Annotated in this window: 18 protein-coding genes; 5 read left to right on the top strand and 13 right to left on the bottom strand. The window is 63.0% G+C overall.

Annotated features, from left to right (window positions below; all coding sequences use genetic code 11):
• Positions 1-13 precede the first annotated feature (13 nt).
• Together AS156_RS38490 and AS156_RS38485 are read right to left on the bottom strand one after the other, a co-directional pair.
• Positions 14-1078, bottom strand: a complete 1065-nt coding sequence (locus tag AS156_RS38490) for an IS630 family transposase (protein WP_066503481.1) — start codon at positions 1076-1078, stop codon at positions 14-16.
• 42 nt (positions 1079-1120) lie between these two features.
• Positions 1121-2026, bottom strand: coding sequence for a LysR family transcriptional regulator (locus AS156_RS38485; protein ID WP_066515549.1), 906 nt, complete (start codon positions 2024-2026; stop codon positions 1121-1123).
• Positions 2027-2143: 117 nt separating this feature from the next.
• Between AS156_RS38485 and AS156_RS38480 the strand changes: the two genes are divergently transcribed.
• Positions 2144-2845: a haloacid dehalogenase type II gene (locus AS156_RS38480; protein WP_066515541.1), complete on the top strand. Its 702-nt coding sequence runs from the start codon at positions 2144-2146 to the stop codon at positions 2843-2845.
• Positions 2832-4064, top strand: coding sequence for a CaiB/BaiF CoA transferase family protein (locus AS156_RS38475; RefSeq protein ID WP_066515539.1), 1233 nt, complete (start codon positions 2832-2834; stop codon positions 4062-4064). Before AS156_RS38480 ends, AS156_RS38475 begins: the two co-directional genes overlap by 14 nt.
• Positions 4065-4114: 50 nt before the next feature.
• Here AS156_RS38475 and AS156_RS38470 read toward each other — a convergent pair whose 3' ends face one another.
• The 6 genes from AS156_RS38470 to AS156_RS38445 form a co-directional block, all read right to left on the bottom strand.
• Complete coding sequence (locus tag AS156_RS38470; protein WP_066515537.1) at positions 4115-5458, bottom strand: S41 family peptidase; 1344 nt, start codon at positions 5456-5458, stop codon at positions 4115-4117.
• Between the two features lie 201 nt (positions 5459-5659).
• Positions 5660-7195: a Do family serine endopeptidase gene (locus AS156_RS38465; protein ID WP_066515536.1), complete on the bottom strand. Its 1536-nt coding sequence runs from the start codon at positions 7193-7195 to the stop codon at positions 5660-5662.
• Between the two features lie 406 nt (positions 7196-7601).
• On the bottom strand, positions 7602-8615 hold the full coding sequence (locus AS156_RS38460; protein WP_066515527.1) for an NADPH:quinone oxidoreductase family protein: 1014 nt from the start codon (positions 8613-8615) through the stop codon (positions 7602-7604).
• Between the two features lie 223 nt (positions 8616-8838).
• The coding region (locus tag AS156_RS38455) for an enoyl-CoA hydratase-related protein (RefSeq protein ID WP_245313250.1) at positions 8839-9391 on the bottom strand (553 nt) is incomplete at its 3' end.
• Positions 9392-9404: 13 nt separating this feature from the next.
• On the bottom strand, positions 9405-10613 hold the full coding sequence (locus AS156_RS38450; protein ID WP_066515525.1) for an ABC transporter substrate-binding protein: 1209 nt from the start codon (positions 10611-10613) through the stop codon (positions 9405-9407).
• An 8-nt stretch (positions 10614-10621) separates the two neighbouring features.
• Positions 10622-11812 (bottom strand): CaiB/BaiF CoA transferase family protein, encoded by a 1191-nt coding sequence (locus tag AS156_RS38445; protein ID WP_066515522.1) that lies wholly within the window; start codon positions 11810-11812, stop codon positions 10622-10624.
• 93 nt (positions 11813-11905) lie between these two features.
• Here AS156_RS38445 and AS156_RS38440 point away from each other — a divergent pair, with 93 nt between their 5' ends.
• The 3 genes from AS156_RS38440 (at position 11906) to AS156_RS43195 (ending at position 14201) form a co-directional block, all read left to right on the top strand.
• Positions 11906-12547, top strand: a complete 642-nt coding sequence (locus AS156_RS38440; protein WP_201456189.1) for a TetR/AcrR family transcriptional regulator — start codon at positions 11906-11908, stop codon at positions 12545-12547.
• On the top strand, positions 12544-13599 hold the full coding sequence (locus tag AS156_RS38435; RefSeq protein WP_066515520.1) for a hypothetical protein: 1056 nt from the start codon (positions 12544-12546) through the stop codon (positions 13597-13599). The genes AS156_RS38440 and AS156_RS38435 overlap by 4 nt, the downstream gene beginning before the upstream one ends.
• Before the next feature lie 440 nt (positions 13600-14039).
• A complete protein-coding gene (locus AS156_RS43195) occupies positions 14040-14201 on the top strand; it encodes a hypothetical protein (protein ID WP_160331202.1) in 162 nt (53 codons plus the stop codon).
• Between the two features lie 81 nt (positions 14202-14282).
• On the opposite strand, the gene AS156_RS38425 is transcribed toward AS156_RS43195, so the two are convergent.
• The 5 genes from AS156_RS38425 to AS156_RS38405 are packed head-to-tail and all read right to left on the bottom strand — an operon-like array spanning position 14283 to position 18373.
• Entirely contained in the window at positions 14283-14810 is a 528-nt protein-coding gene (locus AS156_RS38425; protein ID WP_082747967.1) for a MarR family winged helix-turn-helix transcriptional regulator, read from the bottom strand.
• 20 nt (positions 14811-14830) lie between these two features.
• The gene (locus AS156_RS38420) at positions 14831-15565 is read right to left on the bottom strand and encodes an SDR family NAD(P)-dependent oxidoreductase (protein WP_066515514.1); all 735 of its coding nucleotides are present in this window, start codon (positions 15563-15565) and stop codon (positions 14831-14833) included.
• A 6-nt stretch (positions 15566-15571) separates the two neighbouring features.
• Entirely contained in the window at positions 15572-16084 is a 513-nt protein-coding gene (locus tag AS156_RS38415) for an aromatic-ring-hydroxylating dioxygenase subunit beta (protein ID WP_066515509.1), read from the bottom strand.
• Between the two features lies 1 nt (position 16085).
• Positions 16086-17399 carry an aromatic ring-hydroxylating dioxygenase subunit alpha gene (locus tag AS156_RS38410; protein ID WP_066515507.1) on the bottom strand — a complete coding sequence of 438 codons (1314 nt, stop codon included), beginning with the start codon at positions 17397-17399 and terminating at the stop codon, positions 16086-16088.
• 11 nt (positions 17400-17410) lie between these two features.
• Positions 17411-18373 (bottom strand): PDR/VanB family oxidoreductase, encoded by a 963-nt coding sequence (locus AS156_RS38405; protein ID WP_066515504.1) that lies wholly within the window; start codon positions 18371-18373, stop codon positions 17411-17413.
• Positions 18374-18375: the final 2 nt, after the last annotated feature.

The raw sequence follows: 18375 nt of genomic DNA, 5'->3' as shown, positions 1-18375 counted from the left end.
CTAGTACCCGGAATCAGAGTTGATTGATACGGCGGCCCTTGAAACGGCGTTGACGGATCTTTTTCTTGGTCCAGACGAAGGGCTCGGCTTTGTCGTTGTAGGCGTTGACGTAGGCATCGATGTGTTCCTGAAGCTGCTTGAGGCTTGTGAAGGAGGTGCCGCTGAGCGACTGCCCCTGCAGGATTGAGAACCATACCTCGATCTGGTTGAGCCAGGACGCACTCGTCGGTGTGAAATGGAATTGCACATTGGGATGGGCCTTGAGCCAGCTCTCATTCTTCTTGTGGGTGTTGAGGTTGTCGAGGATGACGTGAAGCTTTCGGCCCGGAAAGGCCGCGGTGAGGCTGTTCATGAAATCGAGAAACTCGACACGGCGACGGCGTTTTGAATGCGTAGCGATGATCTTTCCGGTGGCGACTTCGAGCGCTGCAAACAATGTCGTGGTGCCATGCCGCTTGTAATCGTGGCTCTGGCCGGTCAAGGCGCGGCCATTGGGCAACTTCAGATAGCCCTGCGCTCGCTCCAAAGCCTGGATCGAGGGCTTCTCGTCCACGCAGAGCACAATAGCCTTCGCCGGCGGGGCGACGTAAAGGCCAACGACATCGGCGGCTTTGGCCGTAAAGTTCGGGTCGTTGCTCTCACACCAGGACTTGCGAGCCGCGAGGTCAATCTTGTGGCTGCGCAGGAACCGCCAGACATATTGGACGTCAACATCGCCTAGCGCCTCGGCCAGCAGAGGGCCGGTCCAGCGCGCAAACCCTTGCGGGGGCGGCTTATCCAGCAGCTTCAGAATCCGCTTGTCGGTCGTCTTCGTATAGATCGGCTGCTTGCCGGGCCGCGGCTTGTCTTGCAGCCCTTCAAGGCCTTGGTCGGCATAGCGATGCCGCCAAACGCTGACAATCCGCGGCTGGACCCCAACTTCCTTGGCGATCGACCGGGTGCTGCGCCCGTCCGCCGCTAACAGGACTATCCGCGCCCGCTTCAAATCGCGCTGCAATGTCATCGGTGAGCGACAACACGCCTCAAGCACCTTGCGATCTTTCCTCGAAAGGCGGACTTCTCTTGCTTCGGGTATCATCCCGACCTTGAATCACGACTCACGTTCCAAGAAAAGCGGGTACTAGTTCAAGCCAGCGCACGCCCGCTGGACACGCTCCCGAAGCCAGCGGCTTGCGTTGCTCTGATCGTAACGCCGATGCCAATACATCATCCAGGAGAACGGCTCTGACTTGAAGGGCAAGTCGAACATCTGCAGGTCCTTGTCCATCAGAGCCGTCGCGAGATGGCCGGGCATAACAGCCAAAAGGTCGGCCTGCTCGAGCACGTGGGGAACGACCAGCCAGTGCGGGACATTGAGCACGATCCTTCTTTGGTGCCCGAGTTCACCAAGGACATCGTCAACAAAGCGCAGGTCGGTCGGGCTCATCGAGACCTTCATGTGCTCATGCGCGATGAAGTCGTCGAAGGTGATGCTCTTCTTTCGTGCGATCGGGTGCGATCTTCGCATCATGCAGACCATTCGATCGACGAGCAGTTTGTCGGAGCGGATGGCGTTCGAATGATCGAGCCCCATGCTGACGGCAAGGTCGATTTCGTCCCGCTCCAGGGCGTCGGTGGTCTGCGCTGGCGGAAGATGCAGCACGTTGAATCCTATGCCGGGTGCCGTACGCCGCTGGGCCACGAGACGCGGCAGCAGCGTGCATGCAAGGATGTCGGACATTCGGATCGTAAACGTCCGCTCGGTCGTGGCAGGGTCGAACGCCGTATCGCTCTGCATCACACGCTCGACCTGGCGCAGGAGCTGACGGAGCGGATCGACAAGCTCGAGGGCGCGGGGCGTCGGCTTCATGCCTGTCGCTGTTCGAACCAGAAGCTCGTCCGCGAACATCCCGCGAAGACGGCTCAGTGCGTTGCTCATGGCCGGCTGACTGAGCCCGACCTTGTCCGACGCCTTGGTGACGTGGCGCTCGGACAGCAGCGCATCGAGCGCTACCAGCAGGTTCAAGTCGATGGATCGAAGATTCATCGTGTTCTCCACGCGGTCATTCATATGATGAATAATGATGGAAGACAAATCCATTTTTCAGATGGCCTGCTCCGGTCTACGAAGATGCTGTCCAAACGATATCCGAGGGGAAACTCCATGAGCTACGAAGACATCAAGCAGGACATCAAGGTCTGCATGTTCGACCAGTACGGCACGGTCGTGGACATGCAGGGCGGCCTCACCGCGATCGCGACGCCGTTTCTCAAGGCGAAGGGCTGGTCGGGGAATCCGAACTCGTTCGTGACCTGGTGGCGCCGCACCCACTTCGAGAACTCCATGATCGACGCGCTGCTCCATCGCGAGCACACGCCGTATCGCGAGATCGGACACCGCGCCGTTGCTCATGTGATGGACCGATCGGGCATTCGCTACACCAGGGAGGAGGTCAGGTACCTCGTCGGCGAGATCGAGAAGCTCAAGCCGTTTCCGGAAGTGCCTGCGGCTCTGGAGAAGCTGCAGACCAGGTACAGACTGGTCGTGCTCTCCAATGGCGACCCCGACATGCTGGAGACGGCCAAGCGGTATCACCAGATCCCGTTCGACAATGTGATCTCGGTTGCCGAGGCGAATTCGTTCAAGCCGCATGTCGCGACCTACACCAAGGCGGCCGAAATCCTCGGCCTCGAGCCTCGACAAATTCTCTTCGTCGCCAACCACGCCTTTGATTGCATCGGCGCCAAATCGGCCGGCATGCGAACCGCTTTCATCGATCGGCGCAGCAGGCCGTTCGGCGAGACGCCTCATCAGCCCGACATCAACGTGCCGACGATGCAGGATCTGGCGGATGCGATCGTCTAGCACCGAACCGCTGTTCGGCGTCAAAGTTCTGGACCTCTGCCGCGTGGTGTCGGGTCCGTTCGCCACGATGCACCTGGGCGATCTCGGCGCTGACGTCGTCAAGATCGAAGATCCCCGTGGCGGCGACGAAAGTCGCCGATACGGTCCGCCGTTCGTCAACGGGGAGAGCTCCTACTTCCTGTCGGTCAATCGCAACAAGCGGAGCTGCGCCGTCAACCTCAAGTCACCAGCCGGGAAAGACGCCGTTATTGCGCTGGCAAAAGTGGCCGACGTCGTGATCGACAACTTCAGGCCCGGAACGCTCGATCGGTGGGGATTGAGCTACGAGACCTTGAGCGCGGGCAATCCCGGGCTCATCCAGTGCAGCATCTCGGGCTTCGGTCGTTCCGGGCCGGACGCGGACCGGCCCGGCTACGACCTGATCCTTCAAGGCGAATCCGGCGTAATGGATGTCACCGGGTCTCCTGATGGACCGCCGCTGAAGGTCGGCACATCGATAGCCGACCTCGTGACCGGCCTCTATGCATCGCAGGCGGTTTTGGCCGCGCTGATGAAGCGGGAGAGGACCGGCATAGGAGGACGGGTTGACGTGTCCATGCTCGACTCCATGGCCTCGCTGCTGACGTTCAATGCGGGGATGTATTTTGCGTCCGGTGAAAGTCCGAAGCGGAGAGGTAACGTCCATCCGACGATCAGCCCGTACGAGACGTTCCAGACGAGCGACGGGTGGCTCAATGTCGGAGTTGCGAACGACAAGTTCTGGTCGCTGTTCTGCGATGTCATCGCTCGCAAGGATCTCGAAACCGATCCGCTGTTTGACACCGCACCCAGGCGCGCGGCAAATCGGGCAGCCCTTGCAGAAATACTTCGGCCGATATTCGCGTCACGGCCACGCACAGCCTGGATCGAGCTGCTTCATGGTGCAGGAATCCCGTGCGGCGCGATCAAAACGGTCGGCGAAGTCTGCGAGGCGCCGCAATTGACCGGGCGCAATATGGTTCAAACCGCGACGCACAGGACCGCCGGTGAAGTCAGGTTCATCGCGCGGCCGCTGCGCTTCGACGATCTCCCGCCGGGACCGTCGACCCCGCCGCCGACCCTGGGAGAGCACACCTGCGACGTCTTCGAGAACTGGCTTGGTTGGACACGGAGCGACGTATCCAGATGCGCAGCCCAGGGAGCCTTTGGGGAGACCATTCTCAAGCAGCTTGCCGAGTAGGGCAGCAAACGCTTAGGCCCGTAGAATGTGCTCCAAAAGGGCTGCGGGCATCATCCCGGTGCACTCGTGCGGATGAGCGCCGGTTTTGATGCCGGCAAGTGTTCGAGATAGTTCAGCGCCGCCTTGAGCTGGGAGTCCTTATCGGTTCCGATCAGCTGTTCCTTGATCGGCGGTGAAGCCGTGTCGGGCGACGGGCCCTTTGCGTCCGGCGCAGCGTCGGACTTCGAGAGCGTCCCGGGATTGGTGAAGGCGCCGTGGAGCTGGGCTTCGCGCCAAACCAGCGAGTTCGCGACCTGCTCATCCTTGGCCGCCTGGACGACGACGTCGGGGGTGATCCCGTCGCCCTGAATGGAACGGCCTGACGGGGTGTAGTAGAGCGCCGTCGTCAAGCGCAACGCACCGTGGCCCTTGATCGGAATGATGGTCTGAACGGATCCCTTGCCGAAGCTCTGGGTTCCCATCACCGTTGCGCGGTGGCGATCCTGCAGCGCGCCGGCAACGATCTCGGACGCTGACGCGGAGGCGCCGTTGACGAGAACCACCACGGGAGTGTCCGGCAGCAACGCACCTGTTGCGGGAGCCGTGAACGATTGATCGTCGTTGCCGTTGCGCCCGCGGATCGACACGACGGTCCCGCCGTTGAGGAAATCGCTGGAGACGTCGACCGCCGATGCGAGCAGGCCGCCCGGATCATTTCGCAGGTCGAGAACGACGCCCGCTAGCTTGCCGCCGGCATCGTGCTGCAGGTTCGAGATGGCTTGCCGGAGTTCGCTTGGCGTTTCCTGGCCGAACTCGCTGATCCGCAAGTATCCCATGTTGTTCGATTCCAGCCGTGACTTGACGCTGTAGACTTCGATGACTTGCCGGGTGAGGGGCACGTCGAAGGGCGACTTGCCGTCACGCAGGATCGTCAATCTGACGACCGTTCCCGGCTTTCCGCGAATCTTCCTGATCACGTCCATCAGGTCCACGCCACGCGTGGTCTGACCGTCGACCGAAACGATCGCGTCGCCCGGCTGCAGACCCGCGCGGGCGCCCGGCGTGTCGTCGATCGGGGAGAGAACGGTCGGCAACCCGTTATGATACGTGATCTGGAGGCCGATGCCGCCGAACTTTCCGCTGATGTCCTCCCTGGACTCGCGGAACTCCGGCTCCGTCATGTAGGCGGAGTGCGGATCGAGACGGGACAGCATTCCCTTCAAGGCAGCATTGGTGAGCTCGTTCGAGTCGACCGGATGGACGTAGTCCTCCTGCACGAGCTGCATCACGCCCGAGAGAAGTCCGAGGTCGACCGTTGAAGGACCCGCAAAAACACGGGATGCCAGACCAAGGCCGACGACGGCGGCGGATGCCGCGCAGGTAATTCCGATGGCGCGAAAATGGGATGTCTTCATTGCTTGCCCGTCCGGTGAATGCGTTTCAGACGCGAACGCGCCGCGAAAGCCGCGGCGCTGAGCCAGATGTTGATTGTCTTCGAAGCCATTCGCGGCTTTCCGATAGCAGGACCGGTGCCGGCACCGAAATTTGATCGAAACTCGGTATCGGGCTCCGCCGTCGCGCTTGGAGAATACGCGACGGCAGGCCGGCCGTCATGCCTATCCGATCGGCATGGCGACAAAATGGGTATTATCCGACGTCTTGACCTGCATCAGGACATCGTGCTTGCCGTCCGACTTCGCTTCCGAGAGGGCGTTGCGCAGGTCGGCCGCGGAGGCGACGCTCTTGCCCCCGACTGCAAGAATGACATCGCCGGACTGCAGGCCATGCTCGGCAGCCGGACCGTCGGGCTCGACCGCCGTCACCACGACACCCTTGTCGCCGGCACCGCCGACGTCGCCAGCCGGGGCAACCGACAGCCCGAGATGGGGAATGCCCTTCGATCCCTGCTCGGACTCGTCCGCCCGAGCAACCTTCTGGGTATCGTTCGGCATCTTGGCGAGGGTCACCGTAATCGTCTGCGCGTTACCCTTGCGTAGGATGTCGAGTTTCGCCGAGCTGCCGGGGGCCATGCCCGAAATCTCTCGCGCGAGCGTTCGCGAGTCCTTGATCGGGTTGCCGTTGACCGCTGTGATCACGTCACCGGCCTTGAGGCCGGCTTGCGCGGCCGGCGTGTCCGGCTGGGCCTCGTCGACCAGTGCGCCCTGGGCCTGTTTCAGGCCGAGGCTCTCGGCAATGCCCGTCGTGACCGGCTGCACCTGCACGCCGAGCCAGCCGCGCGTCACAGTGCCGTGCTCCTTGAGCTGGGCGATGATCATCTTCACGGTCGGTGCCGGCACATCGAAGCCGATGCCGACCGAGCCGCCGGACGGCGAATAGATCGCGGTGTTGACGCCGATGACGTTGCCGTTGGTGTCGAAGGTCGGCCCGCCGGAGTTGCCCTTGTTGATGGGCGCGTCGATCTGGATGTAGTTGTCATAGGGGCCCGAGCCGATGTCGCGCCCTTCGGCCGAGATGATGCCGGCCGTCACGGTGCCGCCGAGGCCATAGGGGTTGCCGACCGCCACGACCCAGTCGCCGACGCGCGGTACCTGGCTTTCCAGATTGACGTAGGTGAAGTCCGACTTGCCATCAACCTTGATGAGTGCGAGATCCGTCTTCGGATCGGTGCCGATCACCTTCGCGGTATAGATGGTGCCGTCATCCGTCGTGACCTGAACCGACTTGGCATGGTCGACAACGTGATTGTTGGTGACCGCATAGCCGTCGGCAGAAATGAAGAAGCCGGAGCCGACGCCGGTGATGATCTCATGGCGCTGCAGCTTGCCGCCCGGGGTGCCGTCGAAACCGAACTGGCGGAAGAATTTTTCGAAGGGCGTACCCTTCATGCCCGGAGGCAGATTCTCTACGCTCGGGCCGTTCGTATCGCTTCCTTCGTCTAGCTTCACGCGCACCGAAATGACGGCCGGCTTGACCTTTGAAACGAGGTCCGCGAAGCCGGCGGGGCCCTGCGTCTGTGACGTCGGAGTGGCCGCAAACGCCTGTTCGAAAAATCGGCCGTGTCCCAGCGGGCTCGCAACGGCGAGGGCGGCGCCGATCATTGCGACGGAGCCGAGTAGTGTGAGGCGTCGGGCCGACAAGACCCTGCGGTGCAACCTGTTGTTGTTGGCGTCTGGCTTGGTGTCGTCGAGCATGATGTTTCTCCCAGGAGTGATTGCCCTATGTGGCTAGCCAGAAACCTATCGACGCAGCATTACGACGTCCTGTCGGGAGCATTAATTCAAGGGATAGGTTGCTAAATTCGCGGTAAGCTTCGACGTTGGATGCGACGTGAGCTTGTACGAAAGTATAAATCTGTCGTGGGGATTGTTCGCTATGCGAAGGCAGGTCTTCTCTGCGATCAACAGCACGGTCTGCATCGGCGACGATGTCGTCGCCGACAAAAAGTCACTGGCGGCGCATACCGCTTATGATGCAGGCAATCGCATATGGGCTCGATCGCTCCACAAACTCGTCATGCCCGGCCTTGGGCCGGGCATCCACGTCTTGGTTTCCGCGAGAGAAAGACGTGGATGGCCGGGACAAGCCCAGCCATGACGATTATGCCGGATCGCCTGGCGCGAGAGCGGTCTTGCCGATGACCTGTCTCTGCTCGACGCGTCGAAGCGCCTCCGCGAATTGCGCGAGTGGAAGCGTCTGGTCAACCGGAGCGCGGATTTTTCGGGCCTCGTAGAGTGCGAACAATTCCGCGAACAACGTCCTGACCTGACCGCGCAGTGCTGCGTCGGCCCTGGACTTGCCCCACGCCATGTAGAACCCCCAATAGAACCCGATCACGGTCAGGTTCTTCACCAGGACGATGTTGGCCGGAACCTGGGGAATACGGCCGGAGGCAAAACCGATCGGCAAGATGCGGCCGAGCGGGGCGATGCAGCGCAATGAGTTGTCGAAGACGTCGCCGCCGACAGGATCGAACACGACGTCGGCGCCGCGCCCGTTGGTGATCTCGAGAACAGCCTCGCGAAAGTCCTGACGCTTGTAGTCGATCGCGTGGTCGGCACCGAAACGCCGCGCGGCGTCGAGCTTGTGGTCTCCGCCCGCTGTCGCGATCACCCGGGCCCCCAGCGCGCGGCCGATCTCGACGGCGGCCAATCCGCTCGCTCCGGCCGCGCCGTGGACAAGCAAGGTTTCGCCCGCCTTGAGGTTCGCGCGCCAGGTCAGGCCGGCATAGGCCGTCGCGTAGATGGTTGGAAACAGCGTCGCGCCGGCAAAGCTCAACGAATCAGGAATTGCAAAGACGTTGTCGGCATCGACGATCGCCTCTGTGGCAAATCCACCCGACGGCAATCCGGCGCATACGCGGTCGCCGATACGCAGCGACGTTGCGACATCGGGAGCAATTTCGGTGACGATGCCGGCAACCTCGGTCCCGGGGATGAAGGGGAGCGACGGACGGTTCTGGTGCTTGCCTGCGATGAACAGCAGGTTTGCGAAGCTCACGCCGGCTGCGTGGACTGTGATCCGGATCGTTCCCGGCGCAAGCGGAGGAGGCGGCACATCCTCGAGACGCAAGTCGTCGATACCGCCAAACTGGTGCCCGACCACTGCGCGCATGTTCTACTCCTTCTCGATCGAACCGTGGCGGCCTGCGCCGGATGCGAAGCGGGCAGCGCCCCCGCGAGCTTCCTTCTGCCTTGCTTCGATCGACAGACTGGTCTCAAGCGCGATCGCCTGCTCCTCCGAGAGATTCCACTGCCGTATCGTGGACATCCGGTCCGAGCGCATCGCGATCTGCGGAAAGGCGGCGATTTCGCGCGCGAGCTCGATAGCGGCGGGNGGGCTTGCTCGTTCGGCACCAGCCGGTCGGCCAACCCCATGGCGACGGCTTCCGCTCCCGACACCTTCCTCGCGGTCAGCAGCATGTCGAGGGCTCGTCCGGCGCCGATCAGGCGCGGCAACCTCACGGTGGTGCCATCGCTCATCGGGACGCCCCAGCGCCGCGACAGCACGGCGAAGGTCGAGCCTTCCTCCGCCACGCGAAGGTCGCAGCGCAGCGCGACGCCGAGACCGCCTGCGCAGGCATAGCCTGCAACCGCAGCAATGACCGGCTTCGACAGCAAGTCGTGACACGGACCATTGGGATCACCCGCCCAGGGCAGGTACTCGCGGCCCGCCGCGAGCTCCTTCAGGTCTGCTCCGGCGCAGAAGTTTCCCCCTGCGCCGGTCAAGATTGCGACAGCCTGGTCTTGTGCGGCGTCAAACGCACGCAGCGCGGCGGTCAACGCCGCCGCCGTCTCATTATCGAGGGCATTGCGCACGTCCGGGCGGTTGATGGTGATGATCGTGACCGGACCATCGTTCTCGACGATCAGCTTGCGATGATCCGCCATGCCTCGACGCTCCTCAGTGGGTCTTCAGCAGCGGGCACTCGCTCTCTTCGGCGGGCCGCCATGCCTTGTCCCCGGGAATGGTTGCAACGATCTTCCAGTAGTCCCAGGGGCCCTTCGATTCCTCCGGCTTCTTGACTTCGGTGACGTAGAGATCGCGAAGCAGGCGGCCGTCGGCGCGGATCTTTGCGCCATGCGTGAAGGCGTCCTCGACCGGCAGCTCGCGCATCTTGGCTGCGACCTTCTCGCCGTCGTCCGTTCCTGTCGCCGCGACGGCCTTCAGATAGTGAACCACCGAGCTGTAGACGCCAGCCTGCACGATCGACGGCGGGCGTCCCATCTTGTCCCAGAAGCGTTTTGCGAAGGCGCGGCTGCCTTCATCGAGGTCGTGATAGTAGGTCGTCGAAGAGACGAGGCCCTGTCCGTTCTTGAGGCCCATGGCGTCGACGTCGTTGATGAACATCAGGAAGGTCACGACCTGCGTGTTCGGCCCGATCACGTTGTATTCCTGCGCCTGCTTGATCGCGTTGCTGGTATCGCTTCCGGCGGTCGCCAGCGCGAGCACCTTGGCGCCGGACCCCTGCGCCTGAAGCAGGAACGAGGAGAAATCGGGCGTGTCGAGCGGCGCGCGGACGCCGCCGATAACCTTGCCACCGTCGGCGACGATCCGCTTCGTCGCCTCGCTCTCCATCGACTTGCCGAAGGCGTAGTCGGCGGTGATGAAGAACCAGGTGTCGCCACCCCGCTTCAGCACACCCGCCGGAGGAGCCGCGGCGAGCGCATAAGTATCGTACATCCAGTGAAAGCTGTATGGAGAACAGGCCTTGCCGGTGATCTCGGCAGTGGCGGGGCCGGACAACAGGATGATCTTCTTGCGTTCGCGCGACACGTTCTGCATGGCCAGCGCGGCTGCCGACGATCCACCGTCTGCGATAACGTCGACGCCCTGCGCATCGTATTCCTGGCGGGCAAGATTGGCCGCGATGTCGGGCTTGTTGGCGTGGTCGGCCGAGATGATCTCGATCGGCGCGCCTGCGACCTTGCCACCGAAATCCTCGGCCGCGAGCTGGGCCGCGAGGATCGAGCCCTTGCCGCCGGCGTCCGCGTAGATGCCGGTCATGTCGTTGAGGATACCGATGCGGACGACATTATCGGACACCTGAGCCATTGCTGAGGACGTCATCAGGCTCATGAGAAGCCCGGCCGCCACGGCGCTCGTTTTCATTCTTGTTGTCATTTTCCACCTGCCTTTTCTTGTTCTGCCGCGATGACGGTTCGATCTGCGATCAGCCGATCGATCGCCGCTTGCGGATAGCCTTGTTCGATGAGGATCTCGCACGTGTGCTGCCCGAGCCTGGGCGGGGCGGGCATGCGCGTGCCAGGCGCCGCGGTGCCGGGCAGAAGCGTGAGGGGAAGTCCCTCGAAGGCGCCGCCCTGCAGCGTCGCCGTCAGGCCGAGACCGCGGACATGGGGGTCGGCGAGAAAGCTCCGGTAGTCCTGCACGGGGCCGCACAGCACGTCCTGCTTCTCGAAGGTGCCGATCCAATGGGCGCTCGGGCGGCTTTGAAGGATACGCGTGACTTCGGTGGTGATGTCCTGGGCGTGTGCGAGGCGGCCGGCTTCGGTCGCGAAGCGCGGATCGTCGACCCATTCGGGCTTGTCGAGCGCGCGGCAAATCCCGTGGAACATCGCGGTCGAAACGCACGACAGGTTGATATGACCGTCTGACGTCGCGAAGGTGCCGATCGGCACGCTGAGAGGAGGGCTCGGACGATCGCGATGCATCGCATCTTCGACGATCGGCATGGCCTGGAACGCGGCAGCGACTTCGACCAGGGATACCTTGATGTGACGGCCGCCGCGTCCTGACAGACGCCGGTAGAGCGCAGCCCCGACCTGCTGGGCGGCGTAGATTCCCGCGGCGGTGTCGACCGCCAACATGCCGATCCGCCGCGGCGCGCCGCGCGCATCGCGGTTCATCACCATCATGCCGGTGAAGCCCTGGATGATGGTGTCGGTGGCGGGGCGATTTTCGTAAGGCCCCGGACCGAAGCCGAGGATCGAGACATAGATCAGATCGGGCTTGGCCGGACGCAACTGGGCATCTGCGATCTGCAGCCGTTCCACGACGCCGGGACGGAAGTTCTGGATGACGATGTCAGCTGACTTCGCAAGCTCGACCAGCACGCTCCGGCCCTGGGGCTTTGTCCCGTCGATGCAGATCGCGCGCTTGCCGATGTTGGGGACGAGGCTGAACGCCGTGTGACCGTCGATCGATCCGCCGATCGTGCGCGCCCAGTCTCCAGCCGGCGGCTCGACCTTGATCACGGAGGCGCCGCCGCGCGCAAGGATCGCGCCGCAATAAGGCCCTGCAAATCCCTGGCTCACGTCGAGGACGCGCAGCCCCGCATAGTCGTCCGTCACCGATTCCGATCCGTCCCTAGATACCGAGTAGTATGTTGCATCCTACCGAGTAGTATGTTGTGATGTCAACGGCGGCCGGCGCAGGAGGGCCATGTGAGCAGATTGGGCAAGATCGAATCCGGCCAACCCTTGGCCGACCGCAGGGTCGACATTCTCGATGCGGCCGCGCGTGCCTTCATGCGCCAGGGCTTCGCTGCGACGTCGCTCGACCGGGTCAGCGACGAGATCGGCTCGACCAAGGGCGCGATCTACTACTATTACCGGAGCAAGTCGGAGCTCTTCTTTGCGGTGCATCGCCGCGGCATGGAGCTGACGCAAGCCGCGATCCGGCCGTCCTTCGATGCGAAATTGTCCGCGCGTGAGCGGCTCCACGGCATGGCCGTCGCGCACACGATCCTGGTCATCGATCACCTGCCGTATCTGCGCGTGATCGCGCAGGGGCTGGAACTGCATCTTCTGGAGCGCACCAACGAAAGCGAAAGGGCAGAGCTCGCGGAGGTCGCGGCGCTGCGCGAGGCGAACGAGAACCTCTACATCCGCGTCATCAAGGACGGCGTGGAGTCCGGGGAGTTCAGGTCCGTCGATGCGAAGCTCGCCGCAAAGCCGCTGCTCGGCGCTTTGAATTGGACCTCGCGCTGGTACCAGCCGCGTTCGGGGGAAACACAGACGGCGAAGAAGAAGCTGGCGGAGCAGATTGCCGACTTCGTCGTCGCCGGTTTGGAGAAAAAGAAATGAGCCAGGGATCCGGCAGCACAACGAAGGACGATGTGGCGGCCTATCGTGCCATTGAGTTGATCTATCACTCCTATCTCACGGGACTGATCCTGATGATCTCGTCCCGGGCCGGTGCTGCGCGCGCGGCCGATGTGGTGTTTCGGACGTTCAGGCGCCAGCAATTGGCGCGCTTCGTTCCAGGCTTGAAGAAGCTCGGGCTCGATCACCTCCCTCACGCCGTTGCCTGCGCGCAATATCACTACCTGTCGAACCAGGTCGGCGGCGTGAAGGTCGAGTATGTCTACGAAAGCGACAGGAAGGCCTGGGTCCGTTATCCGCCGCCGCGGTGGATCTGGTCGGGCACGGCGATCTGCGGCATTCCATCGGAGGTGTCGCGCGCCATGTTGCGCGGTTGGCACGCCAACAACGGCGTCGTCCTCGGCAATCCCCGACTGGGGTTTGTATGCACGGGCCAGACTGTGGACGGACAGCCGGGCCTCGAAGGTTACTACAAGGAGTGGGATCACGACCTTGCGCCCGAGGAGCGCCTGCAGTTTTCGCCCGGCGAAGTCTGTCCGCCGTTTCGAGCCGATCTCGCGCCGCGGCTTCCTGAAAACGACTGGCCCGAAGCCCGTCTGCAGAAAGTGCTGCGCAACTACGCGATGGAGTACATCACCTCGATCGTGCCCGAAACGATCGCGGTGCTCGGCCCTGAAGCGGGCGGCCATCTCGCCGGTGCGGCCGCGCGTCTGGTCGGTATGCACACCTTCGACGAGGTCGGGGCGCTTTTGGGAGGTGTCGGTGCAGGGGCTGCGGGGTTCGCCGCAGCGTTCGCCAGGCTTGCGGCCGGGCAGGGAGACGATGCGGAGGTGTTGACGGAAGGCGCGATCTCAACCGTCCGGCAGACATCGTGGCGCTTGATGCAGGAGCGCGAGGCACTGTCGTCGGCCGTCTTCGATGCCTGGAACGAGCTATGGGTTGGAGCCGCGCTCGCGCACGACCGCTTCGTTCGCGTCGACGTAACGGAGCGTCGCGATCGTGGCGACCCATATTGGTGCTGGCAGTTCCGCTGATCCGATCGCGCTTTTGTCAGCAGACGGAAGGCCGACGGGACAAAGCACGGAAACAGCTGGCAACATACCGGACAGACATTCCCTCAAGTGGCGTTGCGCGTCCGCGGAAGCGGCGCGCCTGAACCGTGCGGCCTCCGCCGCATATTTGCGCGCCTGCTTGAGCCCGGATCTGCGTTGAAGGAGCAGACGCGTCAATCATGACGTCCGCTCCAACCCCTTAGGGGAGCTTGCCGATGTCGATCAATGCGATGAGCCGGCTTACCACAACGCAGCCGGCGGCCCAGTCCACCAATGCTCCGGCTCAATCAACCAATGCATCAGCTCAGTCCAGCTCGAATGCCCAGCCGGCCACCGCAAGCGGGGGAAAGGGCGGCGGGGGGAGCGATGGTAGTGGTTCAGCAAGGACCGTCGTGAGCCAGGTGTCGATCACGATGAACGGGATGACGACCACGACCATCACCTATTCTGACGGAACGACCCAGGTGGAGACCTCGGCCAGCCCGCAGAACAGCCAGGCCAGCCACAGCAAGACCTATACGGCCCAAGGGACGATCAGCACGGGAGCCGGCGGCAGCATGTCGGGCACGCAGGCGTCCTCCTGATGCTCACGGGAAGGCCGCGCGAGATGATCATTTCTGTCGGACGTTGTGAATAATTGTTTCAGGCGGCGATTGGTAGTCGCGTCAGGCGTGCTTATCGAGGCGGCGTTTGAGCAGGGTCAGGTGTTGCAGCAGGTCGGATTGCGCGACCGGTGACAGCTCGCCAATCAGTGCAATCACCCACTCCTCGTGCCGGCGTGCCATCCGGCCGAACTCCTTTGCGCCGTCTTGCGACAATCGCAGGCGGAAGGTGCGGCGATCCGCGGAATCGACCTCGCGATGGATCATTCCGTCGGCTTCCAGTTTCTGCACCAGCGCGGTGATGGCGCCATTTGAGACCATCAGGAGGTCGGAAACCTCGGACATGCTGGCGCCGTCAGGTCTGCGTGCAAGTTGCGCCAGCAGGTCGAAGCGGGCCAGCGTGGTGTTGAACTCCTTGCGCAGCCGTGCGTTCAGCGCCTTCTCGATCCTGGTCGCGCAGGTGAGCAGCCGCAGCCAGATGCGCAGCTCGAGATGCGCGCCGTCGGACTCGTGCGCGGGTTCGACCGGTTGCAGCGGGGGCGGACGTGCGCTCTTCGGGGAGCGGACCTTGCGTTTGACCGTGGCATCCATGGCTGACGTTCTCACCGATGCTAAATGGAAATCGATCCGATGCTGGCCCCGCCGCAAACATAGAGCGTTTGCCCGGTAATGAAGTCGGCTTCCGGCGAACTGAAGAAGCTGACCGCCCGCGCAACGTCGGTGGACTTGCCGAGGCGGCCAAGCGGGATCGACTGTGCAAGCTTTCTTGCGCGTTCGGATTCCGGCGACATCACGCTCTCGAACATCTCGGTATCTCCGATCGGACCCGGTGCTACGACATTGACCGTGATCCCGAACGGGGCGAGCTCCAGGGCCCAGGTCCGCGCCATGCCGATGATGCCGGCCTTGGTGGCAGAATAGACCGTGCGCGTGACGGCGCCGAGCGCCGCGCGGGAGGACAGCAGCACGATGCGGCCGAAGCGCGCCTGCTTCATCGATGGCAGCGCCGCCTGCGCGAGCGCGATGCTGGCGCCGAAATGGAGCTGGGCCAGAGCGCCGACATCCTCGTCCTCGACCTCTTCCAGAAGCTTGGCACGGATCGCACCCGCATTATGCACGATGTGCGTGATCGCAACCTTTGCAGCGATGTCCGCGGTCACTTGCCGTGTCGCCGCCGCGTCGAGCAGATCGACCTCGTATGCGGAGAGCTTTGGATCGCTCCAGTCCGGCTTGCGCCGCGACAGCGAGATCACGTGATATCCCTCGGCGAGAAGGCCGCGTGCGATCGCGGCACCGATCCCGGTGTTGCCGCCAGTCACGATCGCCGTGTAGTTGGCCACGCTCATCTTGCCTCACATGAAGAGCTGGATATTGCCGAAGGCCGCATCGCAATTGATCAGGTCGACACGCTTGAGCTTGATCTTCAGCCTGCCGTCCTCGACACTGAGATGATGCGTGGCCCAGGCCGCATAGAGCGTCTGCTCGTCCAGGCGGGTCTCGATATAATGCATCGGGGTCCAGGTGACGTAGCGGTTGGCGGCGGCGTCGCGTGAATCCACCTGCGGCGTCTGCAGCACGTGATGGCAGCGGCTCTTCGGCTTCTGGCTGAAGGTTCGCGCGCCCTTGAGCCGCTCGACCCGGATCGACAGCAGCAGCTTGTCCTCGTACATCAACGAGCAGGTCAGCCGCGGATCGGTTTGATTCCATTCCAGCGGCATCCAGTAGAAGGCGTCATCGGCATATAGCGCGAGCCATTCGTCGAAACGCTGCTGGTCGATCAGCCGCGCCTCGCGCACGACGAAGTCGATCAACTCCTGATCCGTCGGAACCGTATTCACGAGGGGGGCTTCGGCAACGATCGTCATGTCACATCCCCATCGTCATGAATTTGGTCCACGCCCGGAACTGGTGACGCATCGGCCACTCGCTGGTGCCGTTGATGGCAACGTTGGTCTGGCCGGCTTCGTCGGGACTGTAGAGGCGCTGGAGATTGACCCATTCGTTGCCGTTCGAATGCAGGCCCTCCTGCGCGCGCTCGTACATTTCGAGGTCGTCGTGCCCGACGATGGAGGTCGGCGCATTGATCAGGCGGTTGTACATCAGCGTGCGCTCGAGCAGCATGTCGGGCGCGTCGACGAGCTGGAACGTCCAGGACTCGACCAGTGTCTTGTTGGCCGCGATCGGCTTGAATTGCCGCAACAGCTGGATCGGCCCCTTGATCATGATGTTGGGGAAGTAGACCGTGTTGTGCCTGGCCTCGCCGAGGATCGCCTTGGCCCGTTCCTCGCCATAGGCCGCCGTCATCTTCTCGAAATAGCCCGGCACCGCCGAATAGTCGGAATGGATCGAGTGGTGCACGCCGGTGTGACCGTGGCCGTTGTCCCAGATCCGGATGCCCATATTCTCGAAGAACTCATACGGGCTCATGAAGGGCGCGATGATCTCGACCGCCATCGGCTTCCTGGTGCCGTGCGGTGCCTTCTTCCAGACCTCGACCACGGTTCCGGCCGACGACTCGTGCGCCACCATCGGATGGCAGGTGTCGGTCTGGTTCTCGACCAGCATCTTCCAATTGCAATTGTGCATGTAGCGCAGCACACCGCCGGCGACCTTGAGCTGGCCCACCGGCGAACGGTCGATCATGTTGTCGAGGCTCGACAGGCTCTCGCCGAAGAACTCCTCGAAATCGAGGCCGCCGTCGTTGATCTTGGCAAACACGAAGCCACGGTAGTTTCTGATATGGCGGACCGGGGCCATTCCGCTCGCCGCGTGGCTTTGTTCGAAGCCGGTGTTCTCGTAACCCTTCTTCAGGGGAATCGCGAGCAGCGAGCCGTCGGTCTTGAAGCTCCAGGCATGGTAGGGGCAGCGGAAGAACTTCCCGGTGTTGCCGCAGGTCTCGGAAGTGATGCGCGTGCCCTTGTGCGGGCAGCGGTTGTGCAGCACATGCACCTTGCCGTCGCTGTGCCGGACCAGCAGGACCGGTTGCGTGCCTATAGTGGTGCCGAAATAGTCGCCGGGATTGGGCACCTGGCTGTCATGGCCGACATAGACCCAGCTGTTCGGGAACATGTGCTCCATCTCGAGCTGGAACACCTCCTCGCTGACATAGACGTCGCGGTGAACCTCCTGGTCGCGGACCAGAGCGCGGATCGCCGCGGAGTTGCCGGCATATCGGGACATGTGTTCCTCCGTCACAGGTCGAGCACGAGACGCTTGGTCTTCGCGCGCGAAACACAGATCTGCATCACCTTGTTCGACGCTTTTTCGCTGTCGCTCAGAATGTAATCGCGATGGTCGGGGATGCCTTCGATCACCCCGGTCTGGCAAATCCCGCAATCGCCGCGCTTGCAATCGTGTATGGGATCCTCACCAGCCTCGAGCAGAACGTCGAGGATGGTCTTGCCGGCTGGAACTTCGTAGACGCGGCCGCTGCTCTTGAGCTCGACTTCGAAACTATCGTCGCCGGACTTTTCTTCGGGTGCGCTGAAGATCTCGAAATGCAGCCGGCCTTGCGGCCAGTTCAATCGCTTCGCCAGCGCGATTGCGGCCTCGATCATCGGCAGCGGTCCGCAGAGATAGAGCGGCACGTCGGGCGCAAGCCGCGTCATCAGGCCTTCGAGATCGAAGAACCGGCCGGCCTCGTCGTCGGCGTGGATGGCCGCATTGGTGCTGGCGAGCCGTTCGATCTCGCCGAGGAATGCGAGTTCGGCGCGGCTGCGGCCAGCATAGTAGAACGAGAACGGCCGTTTCGCGGCGCTCAGCTCGCAGGCCATCGTGAGCAGCGGCGTGACCCCTATGCCGCCCGCAACCAGCGCGACTTCGCCCGCGCCGGAGCCGAGGGGAAAGTTGTTCGCCGGCGGGGAGATCGTCAGGCGATCGCCGATCTTCAGGCCGTGCATAAAGGTCGAGCCACCCTGGCTCTTGCTTTCCTGCAGAATGGCGAGGCGATAGCTGGTCGGATGCTCGGCCGCGCGCGGCGAACCGGTCTCGATCAACGAATAGGAGCGCCGGCCGACATCGGGCAGATGGACGTCGATATGAGCGCCCGCGGCCCAGCCCGGCATCGGCGCGCCATTGGCGCGGGAAAGCACGAGTTCGCGGATGCGCGGCGTAAGCGCCTCGGCCTTCGACACCACGACTTCGAAGTGATCCATCC

The sequence above is a fragment of the Bradyrhizobium macuxiense genome (assembly GCF_001542415.1).
Lineage (GTDB): Bacteria > Pseudomonadota > Alphaproteobacteria > Rhizobiales > Xanthobacteraceae > Bradyrhizobium > Bradyrhizobium macuxiense.
This window is presented reverse-complemented; position numbering and strand designations above follow the sequence as displayed.